The following is a 22,977-nucleotide window of genomic DNA, read 5'->3' as shown; positions in this document are numbered from 1 at the left end:
ACGAAAGCAGAGACCCTCATGTCCCACGCCCGCCTCCCTCAGCCCTCCCGTCGCGGCATACTCGCCGCCGGCGGTGCCCTTGGCCTCACGGCCCTGCTGGCAGCCTGCGGCGATGACAAAAAGGGTGGTTCGGGCAAGGCGGACGCCTCGGACTCCGGGCCCTGGAGCTTCAAGGACGACCGCGGCACGACCGCCAAGAGCAAGTCCACGCCGAAGAACATCGTCGCCTTCACCGGCGTCGCCGCCGCCCTCTTCGACTACGGCATCGAGGTCAAGGGCGTCTTCGGCCCGACGAAGACCAAGGACGGCAAGCCCGACGTCCAGGCCGGCGACATGGACATCAGCAAGCTGACGATCCTCGGCAACGAGTGGGGCAAGTTCAACATCGAGAAGTACGCGGGCCTCGCCCCCGACCTCCTCGTCTCCACGATGTTCGACGACGCGGGCACCCTCTGGTCCGTCCCCGAGGAGAGCAAGGACAAGATCCTCAAGCTCGCCCCGAGCGCCGGCATCAGCGTGTTCGACCGCAAGATGACCGAGCCCCTGCAGCGCCTGCTCGCGCTCGCCGAGTCGCTGGGCGCCGACGTGAAGGCCGACAAGGTCGTCAAGGCGAAGAAGCGCTTCGAGGCCGCGGCCGAGCGGCTGCGCAAGGTCGCCAAGGCGAACAAGGACATCAAGGTCCTTGTCGGCTCGGCGAGCCAGGACATCTTCTACGTCTCCGGCACGAACCTCTCCGCCGACCTGGAGTACTTCAAGTCCCTCGGCGTGAACTTCGTCGAGCCGACCGAGGCCGCCAAGAAGGCGAGCGGCGGCTGGTTCGAGAACCTGAGCTGGGAGAACGTCAACAAGCACGCCGCGGACGTGATCATGATGGACAACCGCACCGCCACCATCCAGCCCGCCGACATCGACAAGCCGACCTGGGCGAAGCTGCCCGCGGTCAAGGCCGGGCAGGTCATCCCGCGCGTCACCGAGCCCATTTACTCGTACGCCAAGTGCGCCCCGATCCTCGAGGACCTCGCCGACGCGATCGAGAAGGCGAAGAAGGTCAGCTGAGCCGACGCCCCGCCAGAACAAAGACCCGTCAAGAACACAGAGCTGCCCTCTCCACGCGTCACGGAGGGGGCGGCTCCGTTTTTCCGCCTCCACGTGACGGGAGATACCCCCTGGGTTCAACGAGACAGGAAGTTAGGTTAGGCTTACCTCACTTCCCCAAACCACCTCACCCAGAGGACCGTTCATGCGCTCGCACCTGCTCAACGACACCACCGCGGAGCGTTACCGCAGCTCCGTGACCGAGGGAGTCGAGCGGGTGGCGGCCAGAATCGCCACCACCTCCCGCCCGTTCACCGGGATCTCCGTCGACGCGCTCGCGCCCCGCATCGAGGCCGTCGACCTGGACGAGCCCCTGCACGACACGATCGCCGCCCTGGACGAGCTCGACGAGCTCTACCTGCGCGACGCCGTGTACTTCCACCACCCGCGCTATCTCGCCCACCTCAACTGCCCGGTCGTCATCCCCGCCGTCCTGGGCGAGGCCGTGCTCTCCGCGGTCAACTCCTCGCTCGACACCTGGGACCAGTCCGCGGGCGGCACGCTCATCGAGCGCCGCCTCATCGACTGGACCACGGAGCGCATCGGGCTCGGCCCGGCCGCCGACGGCGTGTTCACCAGCGGCGGCACCCAGTCCAATCTGCAGGCCCTGCTGCTCGCCCGCGAGGAGGCGGCGAAGGCCGGAAAGCCCGTCGACCGCCTTCGCATCTTCGCCTCCGAGGTCGGCCACTTCAGCGTCCAGAAAGCCGCCACGCTGCTCGGCCTCGGCCAGGACGCGGTCGTCTCCATCCCCACCGACCAGAACAAGCGCATGCAGACCGTGGCCCTCGCCCGCGAGCTGGAGCGCTGCCGCCGCGACGACCTCTCCCCCATGGCGGTCGTCGCCACCGCCGGCACCACCGACTTCGGTTCCATCGACCCGCTGCCCGAGATCGCCGGGCTCTGCGAGCAGTACGGGACCTGGCTGCACGTCGACGCGGCGTACGGCTGCGGTCTGCTCGCCTCGCGCAAGAACCGGTACCTGATCGACGGCATCGAGCACGCCGACTCCGTCACCGTCGACTACCACAAGTCCTTCTTCCAGCCGGTGAGTTCGTCCGCCGTCCTGGTGCGGGACGGCGCGACGCTGAGCCACGCGACGTACCACGCGGAGTACCTCAACCCGCGCCGCATGGTGCAGGAGCGCATCCCCAACCAGGTGGACAAGTCCCTGCAGACGACGCGCCGCTTCGACGCCCTGAAGCTGTGGATGACGCTGCGCGTGATGGGCGCGGACGCGATCGGCGACCTCTTCGACGAGGTGTGCGCCCTCGCGGAGCAGGGCTGGAAGCTCCTTGCCGCCGACCCCCGCTACGACGTGGTCGTCGAGCCCCAGCTCTCCACGCTCGTCTTCCGCTACATCCCCGGGTCGATCTGCGACCCGTCGGCCATCGACCGGGCCAACCTGTACGCCCGCAAGGCCCTGTTCGCCTCCGGTGACGCCGTCGTGGCGGGCACCAAGGTGGGCGACCGCCAGTACCTCAAGTTCACCCTGCTCAACCCCGAGACCACGGCCGACGACATCTCGGCCGTCCTCGATCTGATCGCCGGCCACGCCGAGCAGTACCTGGGAGAGACCCTTGACCGCGCTTCCTGAAAACGCGCTTCCCGATCACCGGGAAACCCTGGACTTCATCGGCATCGGGCTCGGCCCCTTCAACCTCGGCCTCGCCTGTCTGACCGAGCCCGTCGACGAGCTGAACGGCCTGTTCCTGGAGTCCAAGCCGGACTTCGAGTGGCACTCGGGCATGTTCCTCGACGGCGCCCACCTCCAGACCCCGTTCATGTCCGACCTGGTCACCCTCGCGGACCCCACGTCCCCCTACTCCTTCCTCAACTACCTGAAGGAATCGGGGCGGTTGTACTCCTTCTACATCCGCGAGAACTTCTACCCGCTGCGGACCGAGTACAACGACTACTGCCGCTGGGCGGCCGCGAAACTCTCGTCGATCCGTTTCAACACGACGGTGACCGAGGTGACGTACGAGGACGAGAACGAGCTGTACGTCGTCCGTACCGAAACCGGCGACACCTTCCGGGCCCGCCACCTCGTCCTCGGCACCGGCACCCCGCCGCACATCCCCGAGCCCTGCCGGCACCTCGGCGGCGACTTCATCCACAACTCCCGCTATCTGCAGGCCAAGCAGGAGCTGCAGCGGAAGAAGTCGATCACGCTCGTCGGCAGCGGCCAGTCCGCCGCCGAGATCTACCAGGACCTCCTGAGCGAGATCGACGTACACGGCTACCAGCTCAACTGGGTCACCCGCTCCCCGCGCTTCTTCCCGCTCGAATACACCAAGCTGACGCTGGAGATGACGTCTCCGGAGTACGTCGACTACTTCCACGCACTGCCGGAAGAGACCCGCTACCGCCTGCAGGACCAGCAGAAGACCCTCTTCAAGGGCATCGACGGCGACCTCATCAACGAGATCTTCGACCTGCTCTACCAGAAGAACATCGGCGGCCCGGTCCCCACCCGCCTGCTCACCAACTCGGCGCTGCACAGCGCCCGTCATGAGAACGGCAGCTACACCCTCGGGCTGCGCCAGGAGGAGCAGGGCAAGGACTTCGAGCTGAGCTCGGAGGGACTGATCCTCGCCACCGGCTACCAGTACGTCATGCCGGACTTCCTGGAGCCGGTGCGCGACCGGATCCGCTGGGACGGCCGGGGCCGCTACGAGGTCGCCCGCAACTACTCCATCGACACCACGGGGCGCGGCATCTTCCTGCAGAACGGCGCCGTGCACGCCCACTCGCTCACCAGCCCCGACCTGGGCATGGGCCCCTACCGCAACGCCTACATCATCGGCGAGCTGCTCGGCTGCGAGTACTACCCCGTCGAGAAGTCCATCGCCTTCCAGGAGTTCGCCGTATGAGCGCCACCACAGGAGAGCTGACCCTCCGCCCCCTCGACCCCCTCACCGACGCCGAGCTCCTGCACGGCTGGGTCACCCACCCCAAGGCCGCGTTCTGGATGATGCAGGACGCGACGCTCCCGGACGTCGAGCGCGAGTACATGGCGATCGCGGCCGCCGAGCACCACGACGCGTTCCTCGGCCTGCACGACGGCGTGCCCGCGTTCCTGATGGAGCGCTACGACCCCGCGCACGTCGAACTCGTGGGTCTTTACGAGCCCCGACCCGGCGATGTGGGCATGCACTTCCTCACCGCACCGTCCGACGTCCGGGTGCCCGGCTTCACCCGCGCCGTGATCACCAAGGTGATGGCGACGCTCTTCGCCGACCCCGCCACCCAACGCGTCGTGGTCGAACCCGACGTACGCAACAAGGCGGTGCACGCCCTCAACGAAGCCGTCGGGTTCACTCCCGCGCACGTCATCCAGAAGCCGGAGAAGGAAGCCCTGCTGAGCTTCTGCACCCGCGAGCAATTCGAAACAGCAGTAAGTGAAAGGGAGTTGGCGATATGACCCTGTCCGACGCCGTGGCGCACCTGACCCCCGAGCGCTGGGAGCAGGCCAACCGCCTCCTCATCCGCAAGGCCATCGCCGAGTTCTCCCACGAGCGGCTGTTCACGCCGGAGCCGCTGGGCGACGACACATTCGTCATCCGCAGCGACGACGCCCTGACCCGCTACCGGTTCAGCGCCCGCCGCCTGCGGCTCGACCACTGGCACATCGACGCCGACTCGATCACCCGCCACCGTGACGGCACCGAACTCCCCCTGGACGCCCTGGAGTTCTTCGTCGAGCTGCGTACCGCACTCGGCCTGAGCGACGAGATCCTGCCGGTCTACCTGGAGGAGATCTCCTCCACCCTCTCCGGCACCTGCTACAAACTGACCAAGCCCGCGATCCCGGCCGCCGAGCTCTCCCGCTCCGGCTTCCAGGAGATCGAGACGGGCATGACCGAGGGCCACCCCTGCTTCGTCGCGAACAACGGCCGGCTCGGCTTCGGCGTGCACGAGTACCTCTCGTACGCTCCCGAGACCGCGAGCCCCGTACGCCTGGTGTGGCTCGCGGCGAGCAAGGAGCGCGCGGCCTTCACGGCGGGCGCAGGCCTTGAGTACGAGTCGTTCCTGCGGGCCGAGCTGGGCCAGGAGACCCTGGACCGCTTCGACCGGAAACTCCGCGACCAGGGCCTGGACCCCGACGACTACCTCCTCATCCCGGCCCACCCCTGGCAGTGGTGGAACAAACTGTCGGTGACCTTCGCGGCCGAGGTCGCCCAGCGGCGCCTGGTGTGCCTGGGCGAGGGCGGCGACGAGTATCTGGCCCAGCAGTCGATCCGTACCTTCTTCAACTCCACCGAACCCGCCAAGCACTATGTGAAGACGGCGCTCTCCGTCATCAACATGGGCTTCATGCGCGGCCTCTCGGCGGCGTACATGGAGGCGACCCCGGCGATCAACGACTGGCTCGCGAACCTCATCGACACCGACGAGACCCTGAAGTCCACCGGCCTCACGATCATCCGCGAGCGCGCCGCCGTCGGCTATCGCCACCTGGAGTACGAGGCCGCGACCGACCGCTACTCCCCCTACCGCAAGATGCTCGCCGCCCTGTGGCGCGAGAGCCCCGTGCCGTCACTCGCCGAGGGCGAGCAACTGGCCACCATGGCCTCGCTGTTGCACACCGACCGGGACGGCGCGTCCTTCGCGGGCGCCCTCATCGAGCGCTCCGGACTCACCCCGGCCGAGTGGCTGCGCGGCTATCTGCACGCCTATCTGACGCCGCTGCTTCACAGCTTCTACGCGTACGACCTGGTCTTCATGCCGCACGGCGAGAACGTGATCCTGGTCCTGAAGGACGGCGTCGTACAGCGGGCGATCTTCAAGGACATCGCCGAGGAGATCGCGGTCATGGACCCGGACGCGGTGCTTCCGCCGACGGTCGAGCGGCTGCGCGTCGAGGTCCCCGAGGGCCAGAAACTCCTGTCGATCTTCACGGACGTCTTCGACTGCTTCTTCCGCTTCCTGTCGGCGAACCTCGTCACGGAGGGCCTGATCGACGAGGAGGGCTTCTGGGCCGCGGTCGCCGAGTGCGTCACCACCTACCAGGAGGCGACGCCCCAACTGGCCGACAAGTTCAAGCAGTACGACCTGTTCGCCCCCGAGTTCGCCCGGTCCTGCCTGAACCGGCTGCAGCTGCGGGACAACGAGCAGATGGTCGACCTCGCCGACCCGGCGGGCGCGCTGCAGCTGATCGGGACGCTGAAGAACCCGATCGCGTAAGCGTTCTCCCTCATAATCTCCCTCATAAGCCGAGTGGGGCTCCCAAGACGGTCCTTGGGAGCCCCACTCATATACGTACGCAGATGGCTACGTGGACGGCCAAGGCACCTGAGGCGACTTGTAGTAGTCCATGCCCATCGCGTCCCAGCGCGGCCCCTGTCCGGCGAGCCGCACCTTGTACTTGTCCCAGTCGTGCGTCGACGCGGGCGACCAGCCGAGCTCGGCGATGCCGGGAAGCCGCGGGAACGCCATGTACTCGATGTGCTTCGACTCCCAGATCGTCTCCGACCACAGCGGCGCCTCGACACCCTGGATCGAGTCCGCGGGCGCGCCCGTCAGATACGTGCCCGGGTCCCAGTCGTAGCTGCGCTGCACCTCGACATAGCCCGCCCAGGCCAGGCCGAGCGGGGTGTCCTTGTTGTACTTCATGTCCAGGTAGGCGCGGTCGGCCGGCGAGAGGACCAGCTTGGTGCCGTTCTTCGCCGCGTTCGCGACCTGCTCGCGCTCGGCGGCACTGGTCGCGTCGTAGCCCCAGTACTGCGCGAGCGCGCCCTTCGCGGGGGTCGCACCGGTCAGCTGGTGCCAGCCGATCACGGTCTTCCCGTACTTGGCGACCACCGGCTGGACCTTGTTCATGAACGCCACGTAGTCCTCGTGGCTGGTGGAGTGCGCCTCGTCGCCGCCGATGTGGATGTACTTGCCGGGTGTCATGGCGGCGAGCTCGCGGATCACGTCGTCCACGAAGTCGTACGTCACGTCCTTCTTCACGCACAGCGAGCTGAAGCCGACCTCGGTGCCGGTGTAGAGCGGGGGCGCCACGCCGTTGCAGTTCAGTTCGGCGTACGAGGCGAGCGCGGCGTTCGTGTGGCCCGGCATGTCGATCTCGGGGATCACTTCGAGCTGACGCGATGAGGCGTACTCGATGATCTCCTTGTACTGGGCCTTGGTGTAGTAGCCGCCCTTGCCGCCGCCGACCTGTGTGGAGCCGCCGTACTCGGCGAGCTTGGGCCAGGAGTCGATGGCGATGCGCCAGCCCTGGTCGTCGCTCAGGTGCAGATGCAGCTTGTTGACCTTGTAGAGCGACATCTGGTCGATGTAGCGCTTGACCTTGTCGACGGAGAAGAAGTGCCGCGACACGTCGAGCATCGCGCCGCGGTACTCGTAGCGCGGCTTGTCCTCGATGGTGCCACCGGCGACCAGCCAGGGCCCCGCCTGCTTCGTCTTCTTCTCGGCGGCCGCGGGAAGCTGCTGGCGCAGCGTCTGCACGCCGTAGAAGAGCCCGGCGGCCTTGCGGGCGGTGATGGTGACGGAACCGCGCCTGGATTCGAGGCGGTAGCCCTCGTCGCCAAGGGACTTGTCCTTGGCGGAGAGCCGAAGGCGGATGCCGTCGCGGCCTTCGCCGTCGGTGACCTTGAGCGCGTAGCCGGTGGAGGGACGCAGGACGTCCGCGAGATAGCCGCCGATCCGCCGGGCGTCACGCGAGTCGTCGACCCGGATGCGGGTCTTGGAGTTGATCTCGTACGCCGATCCGCCGGGGACGGCCGACGCGGGCGCCGGGATCACCTGGCCGAGCGGGGTCGGGGCCGGGGTCGTGGCTGCCTCCTGACCGGACGGCACGGCGGCCACCGACGAGAGTCCGGCCGCGGCGACGAGCAGCAGCGAGCCGAACAGGCGGGTCGATCTGTGGTGCTCTCTCACAAGCGGGTCCCTTCGACGGGGCTACGTCACGGGTGGCGCCTCACTGTGGTGCATCACTGGTACGGCTTGATTGAACGGTCACCATGGGTACCTTGCGCCCCGTGACGGGTCAAGGGTGTAGACCACTTCCGCCGCCCGCCGATGGAAGAATCCTCCCATGGCGGAAATCATCCAGCGCGACGGGACCTGGACCTTCGACGGAGAGACGCTGCGCCTTGTGCCGGGACGCGACAAGAACGTGTCCCTGCTGCGCAAGTCACTGGGGGAACTGGCCGTCCCCTTGGCCGCGTTGGCGGGAATCGCCTTCGAGCAGGGCAAGAAGTCGGGCCGACTGAGGCTGCGCCTGCGGGACGGCGCGGACCCGCTGCTGCAGGCCACCGGGGGCAAACTCGGGGACGCCGCCGACCCCTATCAGCTGGCGGTGGAGCCGGACCGGTACGGGGTCGCGGAGTACCTCGTCGACGAGGTGCGCAACGCACTGCTGCTCGAACAGGTGCCGGCCGCGTCCTGCGAGAGCTATCTGCTGCCGGGTCCTTCCGTGCCGCTGTCGGTCTCCGCGGGTGACGGCACCGCCAGCTTCGACGGTGAGCACATCCGCCTGGAGTGGAACTGGAAGACGGAGGAGGCGAAGTCGGCATCGGGCACGCGCTCGCTGGCGCTCGCCGATGTGGCCGCCGTCGAGTGGCAGCCGGCGGTCGGCCTGGAGAACGGGTACCTCCGCTTCACCGTGCGGCACTCCCCCACCAAGGCTCCGCCGAAATACGACCCGAACTCGGTCGAGCTGTGGGGTTTCAAGAAGGATCCGCTGATGGCGCTGGTCGCTGCGGCCGTGCAGGTGCGGTTGCCGCATCCCTCCGGGCCCGCCCCGGGCGAGGTCCAGGCCGCGCCCGCGCTGGCGGCGGCCCCGTCGGCGGCACCCCCGGAAGCGTCCGGGGACGATCATGACGCGCTGCTGCGGCGGCTCCGCGAGCTGGGGGAGCTTCATCAGTCCGGGATACTCACGGACGACGAGTTCTCCCTCGCCAAGCAGGCGGTCCTGAAGCGGATGTAAGCCGTCTGTGAGCCGTCTATGAGCTGTCCGTGAGCCGTCGGGGCCGGTTTTCGCCACGACTCTGCCCGGAATCGGGCAGGATTGTTGCGCCCGGAGGCCTATTCCTCCAGGATCAACGAATGCACGACGACCTGGTGGACCACCTGACCCGCAGCACCCCGCTCCAGCGGGGCGAAGCCCTGCGGGTCATCCAGGACGTGCTCGCCTACTTCGACGAGACGACCGAAGAGTTCGTCCGTCGCCGCCACCGCGAACTGCAAGGTCAGGGCCTGCTGAACGCGGCGATCTTCGAGCAGATCTCGGCGGACCTCGAGTACCGCGCGGTCGCGCCGCCCGAGCTCAGTCTCAGACAGCTGCGCCGCATGATCTACGGCTGAGAACCAGCCCTGCACACCACAACCCTCTACGGCTAGGACACCCTCTATGTGTGGAATCGTCGGTTATATCGGCAAGCGTGACGTGGCTCCCCTCCTCCTCGAAGGCCTGCAGCGCCTGGAGTACCGCGGCTACGACTCCGCCGGCGTCGTCATCACGGGCCCCAAGGCCAGCGGCCTGAAGATGGTCAAGGCCAAGGGCCGCGTCCGCGACCTGGAGGCCAAGGTCCCGGCCCGCTTCAAGGGCACGACCGGCATCGCCCACACCCGCTGGGCCACCCACGGCGCCCCGTCCGACGAGAACGCCCACCCGCACATGTCGGGCGACAACAAGGTCGCCGTCGTCCACAACGGCATCATCGACAACGCCTCCGAGCTGCGCGCCAAGCTCACCGCCGACGGCGTCGAGTTCCTCTCCGAGACGGACACCGAGGTCCTCACCCACCTCATCGCCCGCGCCCAGGCGGACAAGCTGGAGGACAAGGTCCGCGAGGCCCTGCGGCACGTCGAGGGCACGTACGGCATCGCCGTCCTGCACGCCGACTTCAACGACCGCATCGTGGTCGCCCGCAACGGCTCGCCGGTCGTCCTCGGCATCGGCGAGAAGGAGATGTTCGTCGCCTCGGACGTCGCCGCCCTCGTCTCGCACACCCGCCAGGTCGTCACCCTCGACGACGGCGAGATGGCCACCATCAAGGCCGACGACTACCGCACGTACACGACCGAGGGCTCGCGCACGACCGCCTCGCCGACCACCGTGGAGTGGGAGGCCGAGTCGTACGACATGGGCGGCCACGACACGTACATGCACAAGGAGATCTTCGAGCAGCCCGACGCGGTCGACCGCGTCCTGCGCGGCCGCATCGACGACCGCTTCTCCACCGTGCACCTGGGCGGCCTGAACCTGGACGCGCACGACGCCCGCAAGGTGCGCCGCGTCAAGATCCTCGGCTGCGGCACCTCGTACCACGCGGGCATGATCGGCGCCCAGATGATCGAGGAGCTGGCCCGCATCCCCGCCGACGCGGAGCCGGCGTCCGAGTTCCGCTACCGCAACCCGGTCGTGGACCCCGACACCCTCTACATCGCCGTCTCCCAGTCCGGCGAGACGTACGACGTGCTCGCCGCCGTCCAGGAGCTGAAGCGCAAGGGCGCCCGCGTCCTGGGCGTCGTGAACGTCGTCGGCTCCGCGATCGCCCGTGAGGCCGACGCGGGCGTGTACGTCCACGCGGGCCCGGAGGTCTGCGTCGTATCGACCAAGTGCTTCACGAACACCACGGTCGCCTTCGCCCTGCTCGCCCTGCACCTGGGCCGCATCCGTGACCTGTCGGTCTCCGACGGCAAGCGGATCATCGAGGGCCTGCGCAAGCTGCCCGGCCAGATCTCGGAGATCCTCAAGCAGGAGGAAGAGATCAAGAAGATCGCGAAGGGCTACGCGGAAGCCCGCTCGATGCTCTTCATCGGACGCGTACGCGGCTACCCGGTCGCCCGCGAGGCGTCCCTGAAGCTCAAGGAGGTCTCGTACATCCACGCCGAGGCCTACCCGGCATCGGAGCTGAAGCACGGCCCGCTCGCCCTCATCGAGCCCGCGCTCCCCACGGTCGCGATCGTCCCGAACGACGACCTCCTGGAGAAAAACCGCGCCGCCCTGGAGGAGATCAAGGCCCGCAGCGGCAAGATCCTCGCGGTCGCCCACCAGGAGCAGGAGAAGGCCGACCAGACGATCGTCGTCCCGAAGAACGAGGACGAGCTCGACCCGATCCTGATGGGCATCCCGCTCCAACTCCTCGCCTACCACACGGCGTTGGCGCTCGGCCGCGACATCGACAAGCCGCGCAACCTGGCGAAGTCGGTCACGGTGGAGTAATCCGGGCCCCGTAAGGGGCGCGGGGAGCTGCGCGACAAGCCCCCACGAACCAGCACCTGACAGAAAACGGAACGGGCCCCCTGCGTGCCACCAAGCGCAGGGAGCCCGTTCCCAGAGGGCCAGAGGCGCCCATTCCCCCAGCCCGGGCCTGCCTCAGCCGGTAGCCGTCACTCCCTGGCCGGCAGGCCGCCCGCGCCCCGGGAGAGCTGTGGGCCAGTGGGCAAAGGCCGCCGTCGCGGCGTACCAGGCGAGCAGGCCGCCGACCGCGGCGAACCAGCCGCCCGCCTTCGCGAGTCCCGCGCTGTCGCCGAACCGCGCCACCGCGATCAGCACGAGGGCCACGAAGAGCAGCCCGTACGTCCCCCGCGCGAGCGCCGCGCCACCGGGCGCCCCCAGGGTCAGGCTGAGCGTGACGAGCGCGAAGAGCAGCAGGAAGAGGCCCGCGGCGTTGGCGGAGGCCTTGACGTCCGCCGTGAGGCCCCAGGTGAACCAGAGCGCGCCGAGCGCGGCGAAGGCCGTACCGGTGAACGCGTCGCTGTCACGGAACGCGAACAGGCCGGCGACGAAGAGCGCGACGCCGCCTACGAACGTCGCGAGGACGGCGGCGTCCAGCGCCGTCACCCCGTCGATCACTTCGGTGTGACCGATCCCGAAGGCCAACAGCGTGAGCCCCAGGGCGAGATGGCCGAGAGTCGAGGTGGTACTTCCCGCAGAGACGTCTTTGTCCACGGCGGGCTCCCTTCAGGTGCGGTGTGCAGTTGTTGTGCCACCTGTACGTACCCTTCACAAGGGCACAAACCACCTCTACGCGCGAGTAGATTTATCTACAACAGAGGGAAAGAGGAAGGAAGTTGACGCACCGTCGCTCTCATCTCACCTGGGACGACGAGACGTTACGGAATGACGACGACAGGCCGTTGCGCGCGGCGCGCGAGCCGGCCCGCGACCGAACCGAAGATGCGCCCCACGATGCCGTGCGTCGATCCGACGACGATCGCGTCCGCGGAGTATTCGCGGCCCACCTCTTCGAGTTCGTGACAGATGTCGCCGCCCCGCTCGACGAGGATCCAGGGCACTTCGGCCAGATAGTCCGCACAGGCCAGCTCGAGCCCGAGCACTTCCGTGCGATGGTCCGGCACATCGACGAAGACCGGCGGCTCACAGCCCGCCCACACCGTGGTGGGCAGCCGGTTGGCGACGTGCACGATGATCAGGCCCGAGCCGGAGCGATGGGCCATCCCGATCGCGTACGAGAGCGCGCGCTCACTGGAGGTCGAGCCGTCGAAACCGACGACGACCCCGTGCCGGAAGGCTGGATCGCAGGAGTGACGTGGTTCTTCCGCCGCCTGGGGGGTCGCTGTCGGATCGGCGACCTGCCGCTTGCGGTCCGCGGGTTCGGAGAATTCGTGACCGGCCATGGGTGTCTCGGCGAAGGAGTCCTCTGTGGGAGGGTCGGCTCTGTTCGGGTCGTACGGCGCAGTATGGAACAAGTTCGGGCAGGGACGGGTGGTGAGCTGCGACGAGCACCGGAGCTGTGTCCGGGAATCATCTTCCCAACCCCATACCCCTAAGGGTACGGCGACACTCCTCTCCTGCCCAGAGCCTTCGACAGGCCCTGCGGGAGCCTCACGGCGTTCACCGGAGCATGCATGAGCGGCGCCCGTATGGCAATGGTTGCTGCCTCGTACAGGCGGTTTGGGCGCCCACCCGCGTGGCCCCCGTTTCACGCCAGTGACCGGCCGCGCGGCCACGCGTTGAACCTCTGAACGCCACCGCCACAGGGAGCACGCCGTGCCACGACCGCCGACCGCGTCCTCACCCGTCGCACAGAGCCGCCGTCGCACGCCCGATGGGGCGCGCGAGCGCCGGCGAGGCGGCGCGCCGGCGCCGCGCGCCCAGGAGACGCCGTCCGCTCCGGCGCAGGACTCGGCGAGCGATGTCGTCCGCTGGGCCGCGTTCAGCTGCGTCCTGGTGCCCGTCGTCCTTGTGGGGTACGGGACGTCGCTGGCCGGGGCGGCCGGGGCGGCCATCGGACTCGCCGCCGTGACGGGGGTCTGCCGGGTGCTCCTGCGGCAGTCCGAGCGAGGGGCCGCGCGGCTGATCGCCGAGCAGGGATGTGCCCACCGGGGGCGGCATGGACGGACGGGCGCGGGGGCGCACAGGGGCGGTCGGCATGCTGGTGGGTCCACGCCGGGGGACTGACCGATTCGCGCACACGCGCCCGTAGCTTTTCAGCCAACTTCCGGCGGGCGCGCATTCCTTGGCCGAACGGGTACTCAACCCCGGTCCCACCAGGGCTGAAAGGTGTGAAAAAGGCGCTGGCACCCTACGGGGACCGGCCACGGAGCCGAGGCGCACTTCCCTGCAACGCCCGTGAGTGCAACGCTTCGTGATCGAATGCTTCACGCCAAGTTGCCATGTCGACATAGTGCCGGGTCCTTAACTGGTCACCCCGGCACCACGGGACGCAGTAGATTCGATCATGACTGTATTACGGCGGGGGACTGGTGGAGGACCGAGGGGAAACGTGCAGGAGCGACAGGTCCGACAAGAGCGCCGAGAACACAGAACACGCAGAGCGCGCCAAGAACAGGGAGCCGCGACGACCGAGGGGGGCTTAGCGCCATGAGCCACGACTCCACTGCCGTGCAAGAAGCCGCGGCTCGGAAACTCTCCGGGCGGCGCCGCCGGGAGATCGTCGCGGTGCTGTTGTTCAGCGGGGGCCCCATTTTCGAGAGCTCGATACCGCTCTCCGTGTTCGGCATCGACCGGCAGGACGCCGGGGTCCCGCGGTATCGGCTGCTGGTCTGCGCCGGTGAAGAGGGACCGCTGCGCACGACCGGCGGTCTCGAACTCACCGCACCGCATGGCCTGGAAGCGATCGGGCGGGCAGGCACCGTCGTCGTACCGGCCTGGCGGTCGATCACATCACCGCCGCCGCCGGAGGCGCTCGACGCGCTGCGCCGCGCGCACGAAGAGGGCGCGCGCATCGTGGGCCTGTGCACCGGTGCGTTCGTGCTCGCCGCGGCGGGACTGCTCGACGGCCGCCCGGCGACCACGCACTGGATGTACGCGCCGACGCTGGCCAAGCGATATCCGTCCGTCCATGTGGACCCGCGCGAGCTCTTCGTCGACGACGGCGACGTGCTGACCAGCGCCGGGACCGCGGCCGGGATCGATCTGTGCCTGCACATCGTGCGCACCGACCACGGCAACGAGGCGGCGGGCGCGCTCGCCCGCAGGCTCGTCGTGCCACCGCGCAGGGCCGGCGGCCAGGAGCGCTATCTCGACAGGTCTTTACCAGAGGAGATCGGCGCCGACCCGCTCGCCGAGGTCGTCGCCTGGGCGCTGGAACATCTCCACGAGCAGTTCGACGTGGAGACGCTGGCCGCGCGCGCGTACATGAGCAGGCGCACCTTCGACCGCAGGTTCCGCTCGCTCACCGGGAGCGCTCCCCTGCAGTGGCTGATCACTCAGCGCGTACTGCAGGCGCAGCGGCTGCTCGAGACCTCCGACTACTCCGTCGACGAGGTCGCGGGCCGCTGCGGCTTCCGTTCGCCGGTGGCACTGCGGGGTCACTTCCGGCGCCAGCTGGGCTCGTCGCCCGCCGCCTACCGGGCCGCCTACCGCGCCCGCAGGCCGCAGGGTGAGCGGTCCCTGGAGGCTGCCGCGGCCGCGGCAGCCGCGCAGGCGGTGCCCGCCGCTGTCGTCGAGAGCGGTCCCGTACCGGCGCAGACACGGCGTACGGCGGCGGCGAGCGCCCTGGGACCGACGGCCTCACTGTCGGCGGATCCGGGAAAGCCGAGCTCAGATGTGTACGCGCCAGGCCGTCCGCCACTGCCCGGGCAGAGGAGTGCGCCGTAGGGTAAGACGCATGAACGATCGCATGGTGTGGATCGACTGCGAGATGACCGGGCTCTCGCTGACGGATGACGCACTTATTGAGGTGGCCGCACTGGTCACCGACTCGGAACTGAACGTGCTCGGCGAAGGTGTGGACATCGTGATCCGCCCGCCGGACGCGGCGCTGGAGACCATGCCCGAGGTGGTGCGCAAAATGCACACCACCTCGGGGCTCCTCGACGAACTGGCCGGCGGCACCACGCTGGCCGACGCCGAGGAGCAGGTCCTGGCGTACGTACGTGAGCACGTCAAGGAGCCGCGCAAGGCTCCGCTCTGCGGGAACTCGGTCGGCACCGACCGGGGCTTCCTGCTGCGCGACATGCAGACGCTGGAGGAGTTTCTCCACTACCGCATCGTCGACGTCTCCTCGATCAAGGAACTCGCCCGGCGCTGGTACCCCCGGGCGTACTTCAACAGCCCGGACAAGAACGGCAACCACCGGGCACTCGCCGACATCCGCGAGTCCATCGCCGAGCTGCGCTACTACCGCGAGGCGATCTTCGTGCCCCAGCCCGGCCCGGACTCGGACACCGCGAAGACGATCGCGGCCAAGCACGTCCTGCCCGCGGAGTAACCTCAGCGGCGGCCCTGTGTACGGGGTCCGGAAAACGTGTGCGCGAGCACCCCTTCGGACCCTGTACACTTTTTCTCGGCCGGTCGGAAGAACGACAAAAGACCGGACATGGTGGGTGTAGCTCAGTTGGTAGAGCACCTGGTTGTGGTCCAGGTGGCCGCGGGTTCAAGTCCCGTCACTCACCCTGAATGATCAAGGCCCGATCCGCGAAAGCGGGTCGGGCCTTCTTCATGTCCTGATCTTTGGGGACGGCTATCCCTCCGCCGCCTTCGCGTACTCCTGTGCCATGGCTCCCGCGAAGTCGTACACGACGCATGGTTCTTCACCCACGACCCATGCGTCATGTCCGGGCGGGACCACGAAGACATCGCCCGGTCCGACTTCGGCCTCGCCTCCGTCCTCCATGCGGATGTGCATCCGCCCCTCGACGACATAGCCGTTGTGGTGGATCTCGCAGCTCTTGGTCCCCGCGATCGGCGCCACGGACTCGGACCAGCGCCAGCCGGGCTCAAAAGTACCCACGGCGAAGTCGAGCCCTGTGAGATGGACGGCTTCGAGATGGCCGCGGGGGAAATCGCGCCGCTCGTCCGGCTTCTCGACCGCCTTGACCTCGATCATGACGACTGCCTCCATTCGGGCCGTGCCCCACACTCCCCCTACATTCCATGGTCTGCCTGCCAACCGGGGGACGCCACTTGGGGGACTGGTCTAGTCGCCGCCGGACGACCGGCTCGTGCTCCCGCTCTTTCCCGAGCTGCTCACCAGCTCGCCCGCGAAGCGCGTCACCGCGGCCACTCCGCGGACCCAGCGGGGCCCGCCGCGCTCCGCCCACACCACACAGACGCATCCGCCGACTGCCAGCGCCAGGACTCCGAGCAACACCACAACGGCCATGGTCTCCATCCCCGTATTCGTATGCGTACGTATGCGTAAAGGCGCCTCAGGACGAGGCTCGTGGCACCAGTTCCGTGCGCAGGACGATCTGCGGGCGGTCCAGGCGGCGGGAGGCTGCGGGGCGGCGGTCGGATATCTCCGCGAGGAGTACGTCCGTCATCGTGCGGCCCATCTCCGCGATCGGCTGGCGCACGCTCGTCAGGGGCGGGTCCATATGGCGGGCGATCGCCGAGTCGTCGAAGCCGACCAGGGCCACGTCCTCCGGTATGCGGCGGCCGGCGGTGCGCAGGATCTGGCGGGCGCCCGCCGCCATCACGTCGGAGCCGGCGAAGACCGCGTCCAGGTCCGGCCTGCGGTCGAGCAGCTCGGTCATCGCGCGGCGGCCGCCCTCCTCGGTGAAGTCGGCGGGGGCGATCAGGTCCTCGTCGGGCGGCGTGCCCGCCTCCGTCAGAGCGTCGCGGTAGCCGTCGAGGCGGCGCTGGGCGCCGTACACGTCGAGGCGGCCGGTGATCGTCGCGATGGTGCGGCGGCCGCGGGACAGGAGGTGCTGCACCGCCTCGCGGGCGCCGGCGAAGTTGTCGGAGTCGACCGAGGCGAGCGTCTCGTCGGCGGACCTGCGGCCGCTGATCACGGCCGGGATCTCCAGCTGTTCCAGGAGGTCCGGCAGCGGGTCGTCCGCGTGGACCGAGACGAGGAGTACGCCGTCCACGCGGTGCGCGGCCAAGTACTGGGCCAGGCGTCTGCGCTCCCGGTCGCCGCCCGCGAAGGTCAGCAGGAGCTGCATCTCCGTGTCGGCGAGGGCCGCGCCCACGCCGTGGATGATGTCGGAGAAGTAGGGCTCGGCGAAGAAGCGCGACTCCGGCTCGGGGACGACCACCGCGATCGAGTCCGTGCGGTTGGCGGCCAGCGCGCGGGCCGCCGTGTTCGGTACGTAGCCGAGCTCGGCCACCGCCTCCTCGACGGCGACGCGGGTGTGCTCGCTGACCCGCGGCGAGCCGTTGATCACGCGGGACACGGTGCCGCGGCCGACACCGGCACGCGCGGCCACCTCTTCGAGCGTCGGACGTCCCCCGCTGCGGCTCTTGGGCTGACGACTCCCCATCAATGCCTCCCCACCTCGCGCAATCTAACAGCCGGCCATGGTTGCAGGTCGCACACATCTACGGCTTCCGCCACGGAAGGACCAACTCCCGCCGTCGGGTGCCTTGACACCCCCGGGCCGAGCCGCGACTCTTCAAGACATCACACATGGGAGCGCTCCCACCGTACCTGGCTCTTACACGACCCGCACGTACCCTGCCCCGATTCACACTCCACGCACCGCAGTTGACCAAGGGCGGCCGGCACGTCGGAGCACGAGGAGGACGCAATGCGCTTTTCACCTCGCACGTCCCGCAAGGCGGTGGTCCTCGCGGCCGTCGCCGCACTGGGCGCCGGGCTGCTTGCCGGCTGCGCCGAGGACAAGGAGGAGCCCGGCGGCTCCTCGGGCGGAGGCGGCGGAGGCGGCGAGGGCAAGACCACGCTGACCGTCGGAGTCTTCGGGGCTTTCGGTCTGGAGGAGGCCGGGCTCTACAAGGAGTACGAGAAACTCCACCCGGATATCAAGATCAAGCAGAACTCCGTGCAGCGCAACGAGAACTACTGGCCCGCGCTGCTCACCCATCTCAGCAGCGGCAGCGGCCTCTCCGACATCCAGGCCGTCGAGGTGGGCAACATCGCCGAGCTGACCGGGACCCACTCCGACAAGCTGATGGACCTCGGCAAGGTCGCCGGAGTGGACGAGAGCGACTTCCTGGACTGGAAGTGGCAGCAGGGCACCACCGACGACGGCAAGACGATCGGCCTCGGCACCGACGTCGGACCGACCGGTATCTGCTACCGCAAGGACCTCTTCGAGAAGGCCGGCCTGCCCAGCGACCGCGAGGACGTGGCCAAGCTGTGGGCGGGTGACTGGAACAAGTACCTCGACGTCGGCAAGCGCTACCAGAAGAAGGCGCCCAAGGGCACCTCCTTCGTGGACGGTGCGACCGGCGTGATGGCCGCCGTGCACGCCTCCGGCAAGGAGAAGTTCTACGACAAGGACGGGGAGCTGATCTACAAGGACAGCGCCACGGTGAAGGAGGGCTGGGACATCGCCGCCCAGTTCGCCGAGGCGGGCCTTACCAGCAAGCTCCAGCAGTTCCAGCCCAGTTGGGACCAGGCGATCTCCAACGGCGCCTTCGCCACCATCACTTGCCCGCCCTGGATGCTCGGCTACATCAAGGACAAGGCCGGCGACAAGGGCGAGGACAAGTGGGACGTCGCCGCCTCGCCCAGGCCCGGCAACTGGGGCGGCTCCTTCCTCGCCGTACCCGAAGCGGGCAAGAACAAGGAGGAGGCGGCCAAGCTCGCGGCCTGGCTGACCGAGCCCAAGCAGCTCGCCAAGCTCTTCGACGAGCGGGCCAGCTTCCCCAGCGCCGACGCCGCGTACGCCCTGCCCGAGGTGAAGGACGCCAAGAACCCCTACTTCGGCAACGCGCCCGTGGGCCAGATCTTCTCCAAGGCGGCCGAGGGCGTGCCGGTCCAGCCCATCGGCCCCAAGGACGGAATCATCTCCCAGTACCTGGCCGACACCGGAATGCTCGGCATCGACCAGAAGGGAACCGCCCCCGACAAGGCCTGGGACAAAGCCGTGAAGACGATCGACAACGCACTGGACCAGTGAGCCGGAATGACCAGTGACGCACACGCCGCCGCGCCCTCCGAGCGGGAGGAGGGCGCGGCCCCCCGCGCACGGGCCGTCGCCCTGACCGACCCCGCCGACGAGCGCCGCAGGGAACGGAAGAGGGAACGCCGCAGCCGCCGCTACCGCTGGGACGTCAAATGGAGTCCCTACGCGCTGATCGCGCCGTTCTTCCTCTTCTTCATCGCCTTCGGGCTCTTTCCGCTGCTCTATACGGGGTGGGCCTCGCTGCACCGCGTGGAGCTGGGGACGCCCACGGACATGGAATGGGTGGGGCTGCGCAACTTCTCGCGCCTCATCGATGACGAGTTCTTCTGGAACGCGCTGCGCAACACCTTCACCATCGGCCTCATCTCGACCGTGCCGCAGCTGCTCATGGCACTGGGCCTCGCACACCTCCTCAACTACCGCCTGCGCGGCTCGATGTTCTTCCGCGTCGCGATCCTCACGCCGTACGCCACATCGGTGGCCGCCGCGACGCTGGTCTTCGTCCTGATGTTCAGCCGCACCGACCACGGCATGATCAACTGGGCGCTCGGGCTCGTGGGGGTCGACGCGGTCGACTGGCAGAACGGCGACTGGACCGCGCAGTTGGCCGTCTCCTCCATCGTCATCTGGCGCTGGACCGGCTACAACGCGCTGATCTATCTCGCCGCGATGCAGGCCATCCCGAACGATCTGTACGAGTCGGCCGCGCTGGACGGCGCGAGCCGCTGGCAGCAGTTCCTGCACGTCACGATCCCTTCGCTGCGGCCGACGATCCTGTTCACCTGTGTCGTCTCGACCATCGGGGCGACCCAACTCTTCGGTGAGCCGCTGTTGTTCAGCCAGGGCGCGAGCCCCACCGGCGGCTCCGACCACCAGTTCCAGACCCTGGGCCTCTATCTCTACGAGCAGGGCTGGTTCAACCAGCACCTGGGCCGTTCGTCGGCCATCGCCTGGACGATGTTCCTGATTCTCGTGCTGATCGGCCTCGTCAACTGGGCCATCAGCCGCCGGATCCGCAAGAGCGCGTGAGGGGATGACGTGACGACCACTCTGTCCATGCGGTCCCGCAAGCCGGGTACGCCGCCGGAGCCGGGCGCGAAGAACGCGAAGAAGCGGGGCGCCGGCCGCCATCTGCACGGCGGCAAGCTGACGTACGCCGTGCTGATCGTCTTCACCATCGGCTCGCTCTTCCCGCTGGTGTGGACCGCGATCGCCGCATCGCGCAACAACACCCGGCTCGCCGAGACTCCCCCTCCCTTCTGGTTCGGCGGCAATCTCTTCAAGAACCTGGAGATCGCCTGGACCGACGCCAATATGGGCACGGCCCTGCTCAACACCCTCGTGGTGGCCGGCACCATCACCGTCGGCACGGTGCTCTTCGCCACCCTCGCGGGCTTCGCCTTCGCCAAGCTCCGCTTCCGGTTCCGCAACACTCTGCTGCTCCTGGTGATCGGCACGATGATGGTGCCGCCCCAGCTCAGCGTCGTCCCCCTCTTCATGGTCGTGGCGGATCTCGGCTGGACCGACCAGCTGCAGTCCGTCATCCTGCCCACCCTGGTCAGCGCCTTCGGCGTGTTCTTCATGCGGCAGTACCTCAAGGAGGCGCTGCCCACCGAACTCATCGAGGCCGCACGGGTGGACGGGGCGAGCAGTCTGCGGGTGATCTGGCACGTGGTCTTCCCGGCCGCGCGCCCGGCGATGGCGGTCCTGGGCATGCTGACGTTCGTCATGGCCTGGAACGACTTCTTCTGGCCGATCATCGCCCTGACCCAGGAGGGCCAGCCCACCGTGCAGGTCGCCCTGGCCGGCCTGGGCCGCGGGCAGATCCCGGACCAGTCCGTGATCATGGCGGGCGCGCTGCTCGGCACGCTGCCGCTGCTGATCGCGTTCGTGCTGTTCGGCAAGCAGATCGTGGGCGGGATCATGCAGGGCGCGGTCAAGGGGTAACTGGCCCCGGGGCCTGGCTACTGGCGAAGTGCGGGTGCGCCGTGGCTGGTCGCGCCCACGCGGCGGAGCCGCACATGTCACAGCCCCGCGCCCCTTCGGGGCGCTACCCATCCGCCCGTTCACTTTCCCCCCTTCAACTCCCCCTTTCCCCTTCCCGTACAACCCTTGGGAGCGCTCCTATGACATCTGAGAACCTGCGCTTTCCGCCCGGCTTTCTGTGGGGCGCCGCCACCGCCGCGTATCAGATCGAGGGGGCCGCGCGGGAGGACGGCCGCACCCCCTCCATCTGGGACACCTTCAGCCATACGCCGGGCAAGGTGCTCGGCGGGGACACCGGGGACGTCGCCGTCGACCACTACCACCGGTGGCGCGACGACGTACGGCTGATGGTGGACCTGGGCCTGACCTCGTACCGCTTCTCCGTCTCGTGGCCGCGCGTGCAGCCCACCGGGCGCGGGCCCGCCGTCCAGCGCGGGCTCGACTTCTATCGCGCCCTGGTCGACGAACTGCTCTCCCACGGCATCCGGCCGATGGTCACCCTCTACCACTGGGACCTCCCGCAGGAGCTGGAGGACGCCTTCCCCAGCGGCTCCGCGGCGGGCGGCGGCTGGCCGGAGCGCGACACCGCGTACCGCTTCGCCGAGTACGCCGGGATCGTGGGCGAGGCGCTCGGTGACCGCGTGGAGATGTGGTCGACGCTCAACGAGCCCTGGTGCAGCGCCTTCCTCGGCTATGGCTCGGGGGTGCATGCCCCTGGCCGCACCGACCCCGTGGCCGCCCTGCGCGCGGCTCACCATCTCAACCTCGCGCACGGTCTCGGCGCCCAGGCACTGCGCGAGCAGCTGCCCGCCCGCGCCCGCATCGGCGTCAGTCTCAACCCGAGCGCGGTGCGCCCGCTCACCGCGTCGGCCGGCGATCTCGACGCGCGGCGCCGGATCGACGCGCTGGCCAACCGCGTCTTCACCGGGCCCATGCTCCGAGGAACGTACGACGACGATCTGGTCGCCGACACCGCACGCCTCACCGACTGGTCCTTCGTCCAGGACGACGATCTGCGCATCACCCGGCACCCCCTCGACTTTCTCGGCATCAACTACTACTCGCCCGCCGTCGTCTCGGCCGCCACCGAAGAAGACGCCGCCGCCGGCCCGCGCAAGGACGGCCACGGGGCCAGCGAGCACTCCCCCTGGCCGGGCGCCGACGAGCATGTCTCCTTCCACCGGGCGCCCGGTGAACTCACCGCGATGGACTGGCCGGTGGATCCGACCGGCCTCACGGACCTTCTCCTTGAGTACACCGCTCAAGCGCCCGGGGTTCCGCTTTACGTGACGGAAAACGGCGCCGCGTACGACGACAAGCCCGGCGAGGACGGCCAGGTCCACGACCCCGACCGGGTCCGCTATCTGCACTCCCACATCGCGGCCGTGCACCACGCGATCCTCGCGGGCGCGGACGTACGCGGCTACTTCCTCTGGTCGCTGCTCGACAACTTCGAATGGGCGTACGGCTACAGCAAGCGGTTCGGCGCGGTCCACGTCGACTACGAGACGCAGGCCCGCACCCCGAAGTCGAGCGCCCACTGGTACGCGAAGCTCGCCGCGAGCGGCGAGCTGCCACGGGAGTACGTCGCCGACTGACCGGACCCAAGAGAGGGCGCCTCGACCGGGTGGGGGATGC

The 22,977-nt window shown here is 68.7% G+C and carries 21 protein-coding genes and 1 tRNA gene; 16 read left to right on the top strand and 6 right to left on the bottom strand.

Annotation, left to right across the window (positions count from 1 at the left end):
• The first annotated feature begins 18 nt into the window (after positions 1-18).
• From ACFWY6_RS20090 to ACFWY6_RS20070, 5 genes are all read left to right on the top strand, one after another.
• A complete protein-coding gene (locus ACFWY6_RS20090; RefSeq protein WP_384692023.1) occupies positions 19-1,056 on the top strand; it encodes an ABC transporter substrate-binding protein in 1,038 nt (345 codons plus the stop codon).
• A 184-nt stretch (positions 1,057-1,240) separates the two neighbouring features.
• On the top strand, positions 1,241-2,689 hold the full coding sequence (locus tag ACFWY6_RS20085) for a pyridoxal phosphate-dependent decarboxylase family protein (protein ID WP_384692020.1): 1,449 nt from the start codon (positions 1,241-1,243) through the stop codon (positions 2,687-2,689).
• Positions 2,673-3,968, top strand: coding sequence for a lysine N(6)-hydroxylase/L-ornithine N(5)-oxygenase family protein (locus ACFWY6_RS20080; RefSeq protein ID WP_384692018.1), 1,296 nt, complete (start codon positions 2,673-2,675; stop codon positions 3,966-3,968). The genes ACFWY6_RS20085 and ACFWY6_RS20080 overlap by 17 nt, the downstream gene beginning before the upstream one ends.
• Positions 3,965-4,519 carry a GNAT family N-acetyltransferase gene (locus ACFWY6_RS20075; protein ID WP_384692016.1) on the top strand — a complete coding sequence of 185 codons (555 nt, stop codon included), beginning with the start codon at positions 3,965-3,967 and terminating at the stop codon, positions 4,517-4,519. Before ACFWY6_RS20080 ends, ACFWY6_RS20075 begins: the two co-directional genes overlap by 4 nt.
• Positions 4,516-6,282 (top strand): IucA/IucC family protein, encoded by a 1,767-nt coding sequence (locus tag ACFWY6_RS20070; protein WP_384692014.1) that lies wholly within the window; start codon positions 4,516-4,518, stop codon positions 6,280-6,282. Before ACFWY6_RS20075 ends, ACFWY6_RS20070 begins: the two co-directional genes overlap by 4 nt.
• 87 nt (positions 6,283-6,369) lie before the next feature.
• Here the strand turns inward: ACFWY6_RS20070 and ACFWY6_RS20065 are convergent, their stop codons facing one another.
• Complete coding sequence (locus ACFWY6_RS20065) at positions 6,370-7,980, bottom strand: beta-N-acetylhexosaminidase (RefSeq protein ID WP_384692011.1); 1,611 nt, start codon at positions 7,978-7,980, stop codon at positions 6,370-6,372.
• 157 nt (positions 7,981-8,137) lie between these two features.
• Here ACFWY6_RS20065 and ACFWY6_RS20060 point away from each other — a divergent pair, with 157 nt between their 5' ends.
• The 3 genes from ACFWY6_RS20060 to glmS all read left to right on the top strand — a co-directional run bounded on the left by ACFWY6_RS20060 (position 8,138) and on the right by glmS (position 11,272).
• Positions 8,138-9,031, top strand: a complete 894-nt coding sequence (locus ACFWY6_RS20060; protein WP_384692008.1) for a DUF4429 domain-containing protein — start codon at positions 8,138-8,140, stop codon at positions 9,029-9,031.
• A 119-nt stretch (positions 9,032-9,150) separates the two neighbouring features.
• Positions 9,151-9,408 carry a hypothetical protein gene (locus ACFWY6_RS20055; protein ID WP_266866703.1) on the top strand — a complete coding sequence of 86 codons (258 nt, stop codon included), beginning with the start codon at positions 9,151-9,153 and terminating at the stop codon, positions 9,406-9,408.
• Positions 9,409-9,454: 46 nt separating this feature from the next.
• Positions 9,455-11,272 (top strand): glutamine--fructose-6-phosphate transaminase (isomerizing), encoded by a 1,818-nt coding sequence (gene glmS, locus ACFWY6_RS20050; protein ID WP_384692005.1) that lies wholly within the window; start codon positions 9,455-9,457, stop codon positions 11,270-11,272.
• A 153-nt stretch (positions 11,273-11,425) separates the two neighbouring features.
• Here glmS and ACFWY6_RS20045 read toward each other — a convergent pair whose 3' ends face one another.
• Positions 11,426-12,001 carry a GPR1/FUN34/YaaH family transporter gene (locus ACFWY6_RS20045; protein ID WP_384692002.1) on the bottom strand — a complete coding sequence of 192 codons (576 nt, stop codon included), beginning with the start codon at positions 11,999-12,001 and terminating at the stop codon, positions 11,426-11,428.
• A gap of 164 nt (positions 12,002-12,165) precedes the next feature.
• Positions 12,166-12,690 carry a universal stress protein gene (locus tag ACFWY6_RS20040; protein WP_135333169.1) on the bottom strand — a complete coding sequence of 175 codons (525 nt, stop codon included), beginning with the start codon at positions 12,688-12,690 and terminating at the stop codon, positions 12,166-12,168.
• Between the two features lie 550 nt (positions 12,691-13,240).
• Between ACFWY6_RS20040 and ACFWY6_RS20035 the strand changes: the two genes are divergently transcribed.
• From ACFWY6_RS20035 to ACFWY6_RS20020, 4 genes are all read left to right on the top strand, one after another.
• Positions 13,241-13,474 (top strand): hypothetical protein, encoded by a 234-nt coding sequence (locus ACFWY6_RS20035; RefSeq protein ID WP_266869790.1) that lies wholly within the window; start codon positions 13,241-13,243, stop codon positions 13,472-13,474.
• A 423-nt stretch (positions 13,475-13,897) separates the two neighbouring features.
• Positions 13,898-15,136, top strand: a complete 1,239-nt coding sequence (locus ACFWY6_RS20030) for a GlxA family transcriptional regulator (RefSeq protein WP_384691999.1) — start codon at positions 13,898-13,900, stop codon at positions 15,134-15,136.
• Positions 15,137-15,146: 10 nt separating this feature from the next.
• Positions 15,147-15,749 (top strand): oligoribonuclease, encoded by a 603-nt coding sequence (orn, locus tag ACFWY6_RS20025; RefSeq protein WP_266866695.1) that lies wholly within the window; start codon positions 15,147-15,149, stop codon positions 15,747-15,749.
• A gap of 111 nt (positions 15,750-15,860) precedes the next feature.
• Positions 15,861-15,933 (top strand) — tRNA-His (locus ACFWY6_RS20020).
• 68 nt (positions 15,934-16,001) lie between these two features.
• Here the strand turns inward: ACFWY6_RS20020 and ACFWY6_RS20015 are convergent.
• The 3 genes from ACFWY6_RS20015 to ACFWY6_RS20005 form a co-directional block, all read right to left on the bottom strand.
• A complete protein-coding gene (locus ACFWY6_RS20015; RefSeq protein ID WP_384691995.1) occupies positions 16,002-16,367 on the bottom strand; it encodes a cupin domain-containing protein in 366 nt (121 codons plus the stop codon).
• A gap of 90 nt (positions 16,368-16,457) precedes the next feature.
• Positions 16,458-16,652: a hypothetical protein gene (locus ACFWY6_RS20010; RefSeq protein WP_384691992.1), complete on the bottom strand. Its 195-nt coding sequence runs from the start codon at positions 16,650-16,652 to the stop codon at positions 16,458-16,460.
• Between the two features lie 37 nt (positions 16,653-16,689).
• Positions 16,690-17,745: a LacI family DNA-binding transcriptional regulator gene (locus tag ACFWY6_RS20005; RefSeq protein WP_384691989.1), complete on the bottom strand. Its 1,056-nt coding sequence runs from the start codon at positions 17,743-17,745 to the stop codon at positions 16,690-16,692.
• Between the two features lie 267 nt (positions 17,746-18,012).
• On the opposite strand from ACFWY6_RS20005, the gene ACFWY6_RS20000 reads away from it, so the two are divergent.
• The 4 genes from ACFWY6_RS20000 to ACFWY6_RS19985 all read left to right on the top strand — a co-directional run bounded on the left by ACFWY6_RS20000 (position 18,013) and on the right by ACFWY6_RS19985 (position 22,937).
• Entirely contained in the window at positions 18,013-19,347 is a 1,335-nt protein-coding gene (locus tag ACFWY6_RS20000; RefSeq protein WP_384691986.1) for an ABC transporter substrate-binding protein, read from the top strand.
• A gap of 6 nt (positions 19,348-19,353) precedes the next feature.
• Positions 19,354-20,382, top strand: a complete 1,029-nt coding sequence (locus ACFWY6_RS19995) for a carbohydrate ABC transporter permease (RefSeq protein WP_266866689.1) — start codon at positions 19,354-19,356, stop codon at positions 20,380-20,382.
• Positions 20,383-20,409: 27 nt separating this feature from the next.
• Entirely contained in the window at positions 20,410-21,300 is an 891-nt protein-coding gene (locus ACFWY6_RS19990) for a carbohydrate ABC transporter permease (protein WP_384692037.1), read from the top strand.
• Between the two features lie 179 nt (positions 21,301-21,479).
• Positions 21,480-22,937 (top strand): GH1 family beta-glucosidase, encoded by a 1,458-nt coding sequence (locus ACFWY6_RS19985; RefSeq protein ID WP_384691983.1) that lies wholly within the window; start codon positions 21,480-21,482, stop codon positions 22,935-22,937.
• The last annotated feature ends 40 nt before the right edge of the window (positions 22,938-22,977 follow it).

This window comes from Streptomyces sp. NPDC059037, assembly GCF_042740015.1.
Lineage (GTDB): Bacteria > Actinomycetota > Actinomycetes > Streptomycetales > Streptomycetaceae > Streptomyces.
Note: the sequence above shows the minus strand (reverse complement) of the source record. Positions and strands in the feature narration are given on the sequence as shown.

Excerpts from the sequence above, each read along its gene's own strand:
- ACFWY6_RS20090 (WP_384692023.1), top strand. The coding sequence starts at position 19 with ATGTCCCACGCCCGCCTCCCTCAGCCCTCCCGTCGCGGCATACTCGCC.
- ACFWY6_RS20085 (WP_384692020.1), top strand. The coding sequence starts at position 1,241 with ATGCGCTCGCACCTGCTCAACGACACCACCGCGGAGCGTTACCGCAGC.
- ACFWY6_RS20075 (WP_384692016.1), top strand. The coding sequence starts at position 3,965 with ATGAGCGCCACCACAGGAGAGCTGACCCTCCGCCCCCTCGACCCCCTC.
- ACFWY6_RS20070 (WP_384692014.1), top strand. The coding sequence starts at position 4,516 with ATGACCCTGTCCGACGCCGTGGCGCACCTGACCCCCGAGCGCTGGGAG.
- ACFWY6_RS20060 (WP_384692008.1), top strand. The coding sequence starts at position 8,138 with ATGGCGGAAATCATCCAGCGCGACGGGACCTGGACCTTCGACGGAGAG.
- ACFWY6_RS20055 (WP_266866703.1), top strand. The coding sequence starts at position 9,151 with ATGCACGACGACCTGGTGGACCACCTGACCCGCAGCACCCCGCTCCAG.
- glmS (WP_384692005.1), top strand. The coding sequence starts at position 9,455 with ATGTGTGGAATCGTCGGTTATATCGGCAAGCGTGACGTGGCTCCCCTC.
- ACFWY6_RS20040 (WP_135333169.1), bottom strand. The coding sequence starts at position 12,690 with ATGGCCGGTCACGAATTCTCCGAACCCGCGGACCGCAAGCGGCAGGTC.
- ACFWY6_RS20030 (WP_384691999.1), top strand. The coding sequence starts at position 13,898 with ATGAGCCACGACTCCACTGCCGTGCAAGAAGCCGCGGCTCGGAAACTC.
- orn (WP_266866695.1), top strand. The coding sequence starts at position 15,147 with ATGAACGATCGCATGGTGTGGATCGACTGCGAGATGACCGGGCTCTCG.
- ACFWY6_RS20015 (WP_384691995.1), bottom strand. The coding sequence starts at position 16,367 with ATGATCGAGGTCAAGGCGGTCGAGAAGCCGGACGAGCGGCGCGATTTC.
- ACFWY6_RS20010 (WP_384691992.1), bottom strand. The coding sequence starts at position 16,652 with ATGGAGACCATGGCCGTTGTGGTGTTGCTCGGAGTCCTGGCGCTGGCA.
- ACFWY6_RS20005 (WP_384691989.1), bottom strand. The coding sequence starts at position 17,745 with ATGGGGAGTCGTCAGCCCAAGAGCCGCAGCGGGGGACGTCCGACGCTC.
- ACFWY6_RS20000 (WP_384691986.1), top strand. The coding sequence starts at position 18,013 with ATGCGCTTTTCACCTCGCACGTCCCGCAAGGCGGTGGTCCTCGCGGCC.
- ACFWY6_RS19995 (WP_266866689.1), top strand. The coding sequence starts at position 19,354 with ATGACCAGTGACGCACACGCCGCCGCGCCCTCCGAGCGGGAGGAGGGC.
- ACFWY6_RS19990 (WP_384692037.1), top strand. The coding sequence starts at position 20,410 with ATGCGGTCCCGCAAGCCGGGTACGCCGCCGGAGCCGGGCGCGAAGAAC.
- ACFWY6_RS19985 (WP_384691983.1), top strand. The coding sequence starts at position 21,480 with ATGACATCTGAGAACCTGCGCTTTCCGCCCGGCTTTCTGTGGGGCGCC.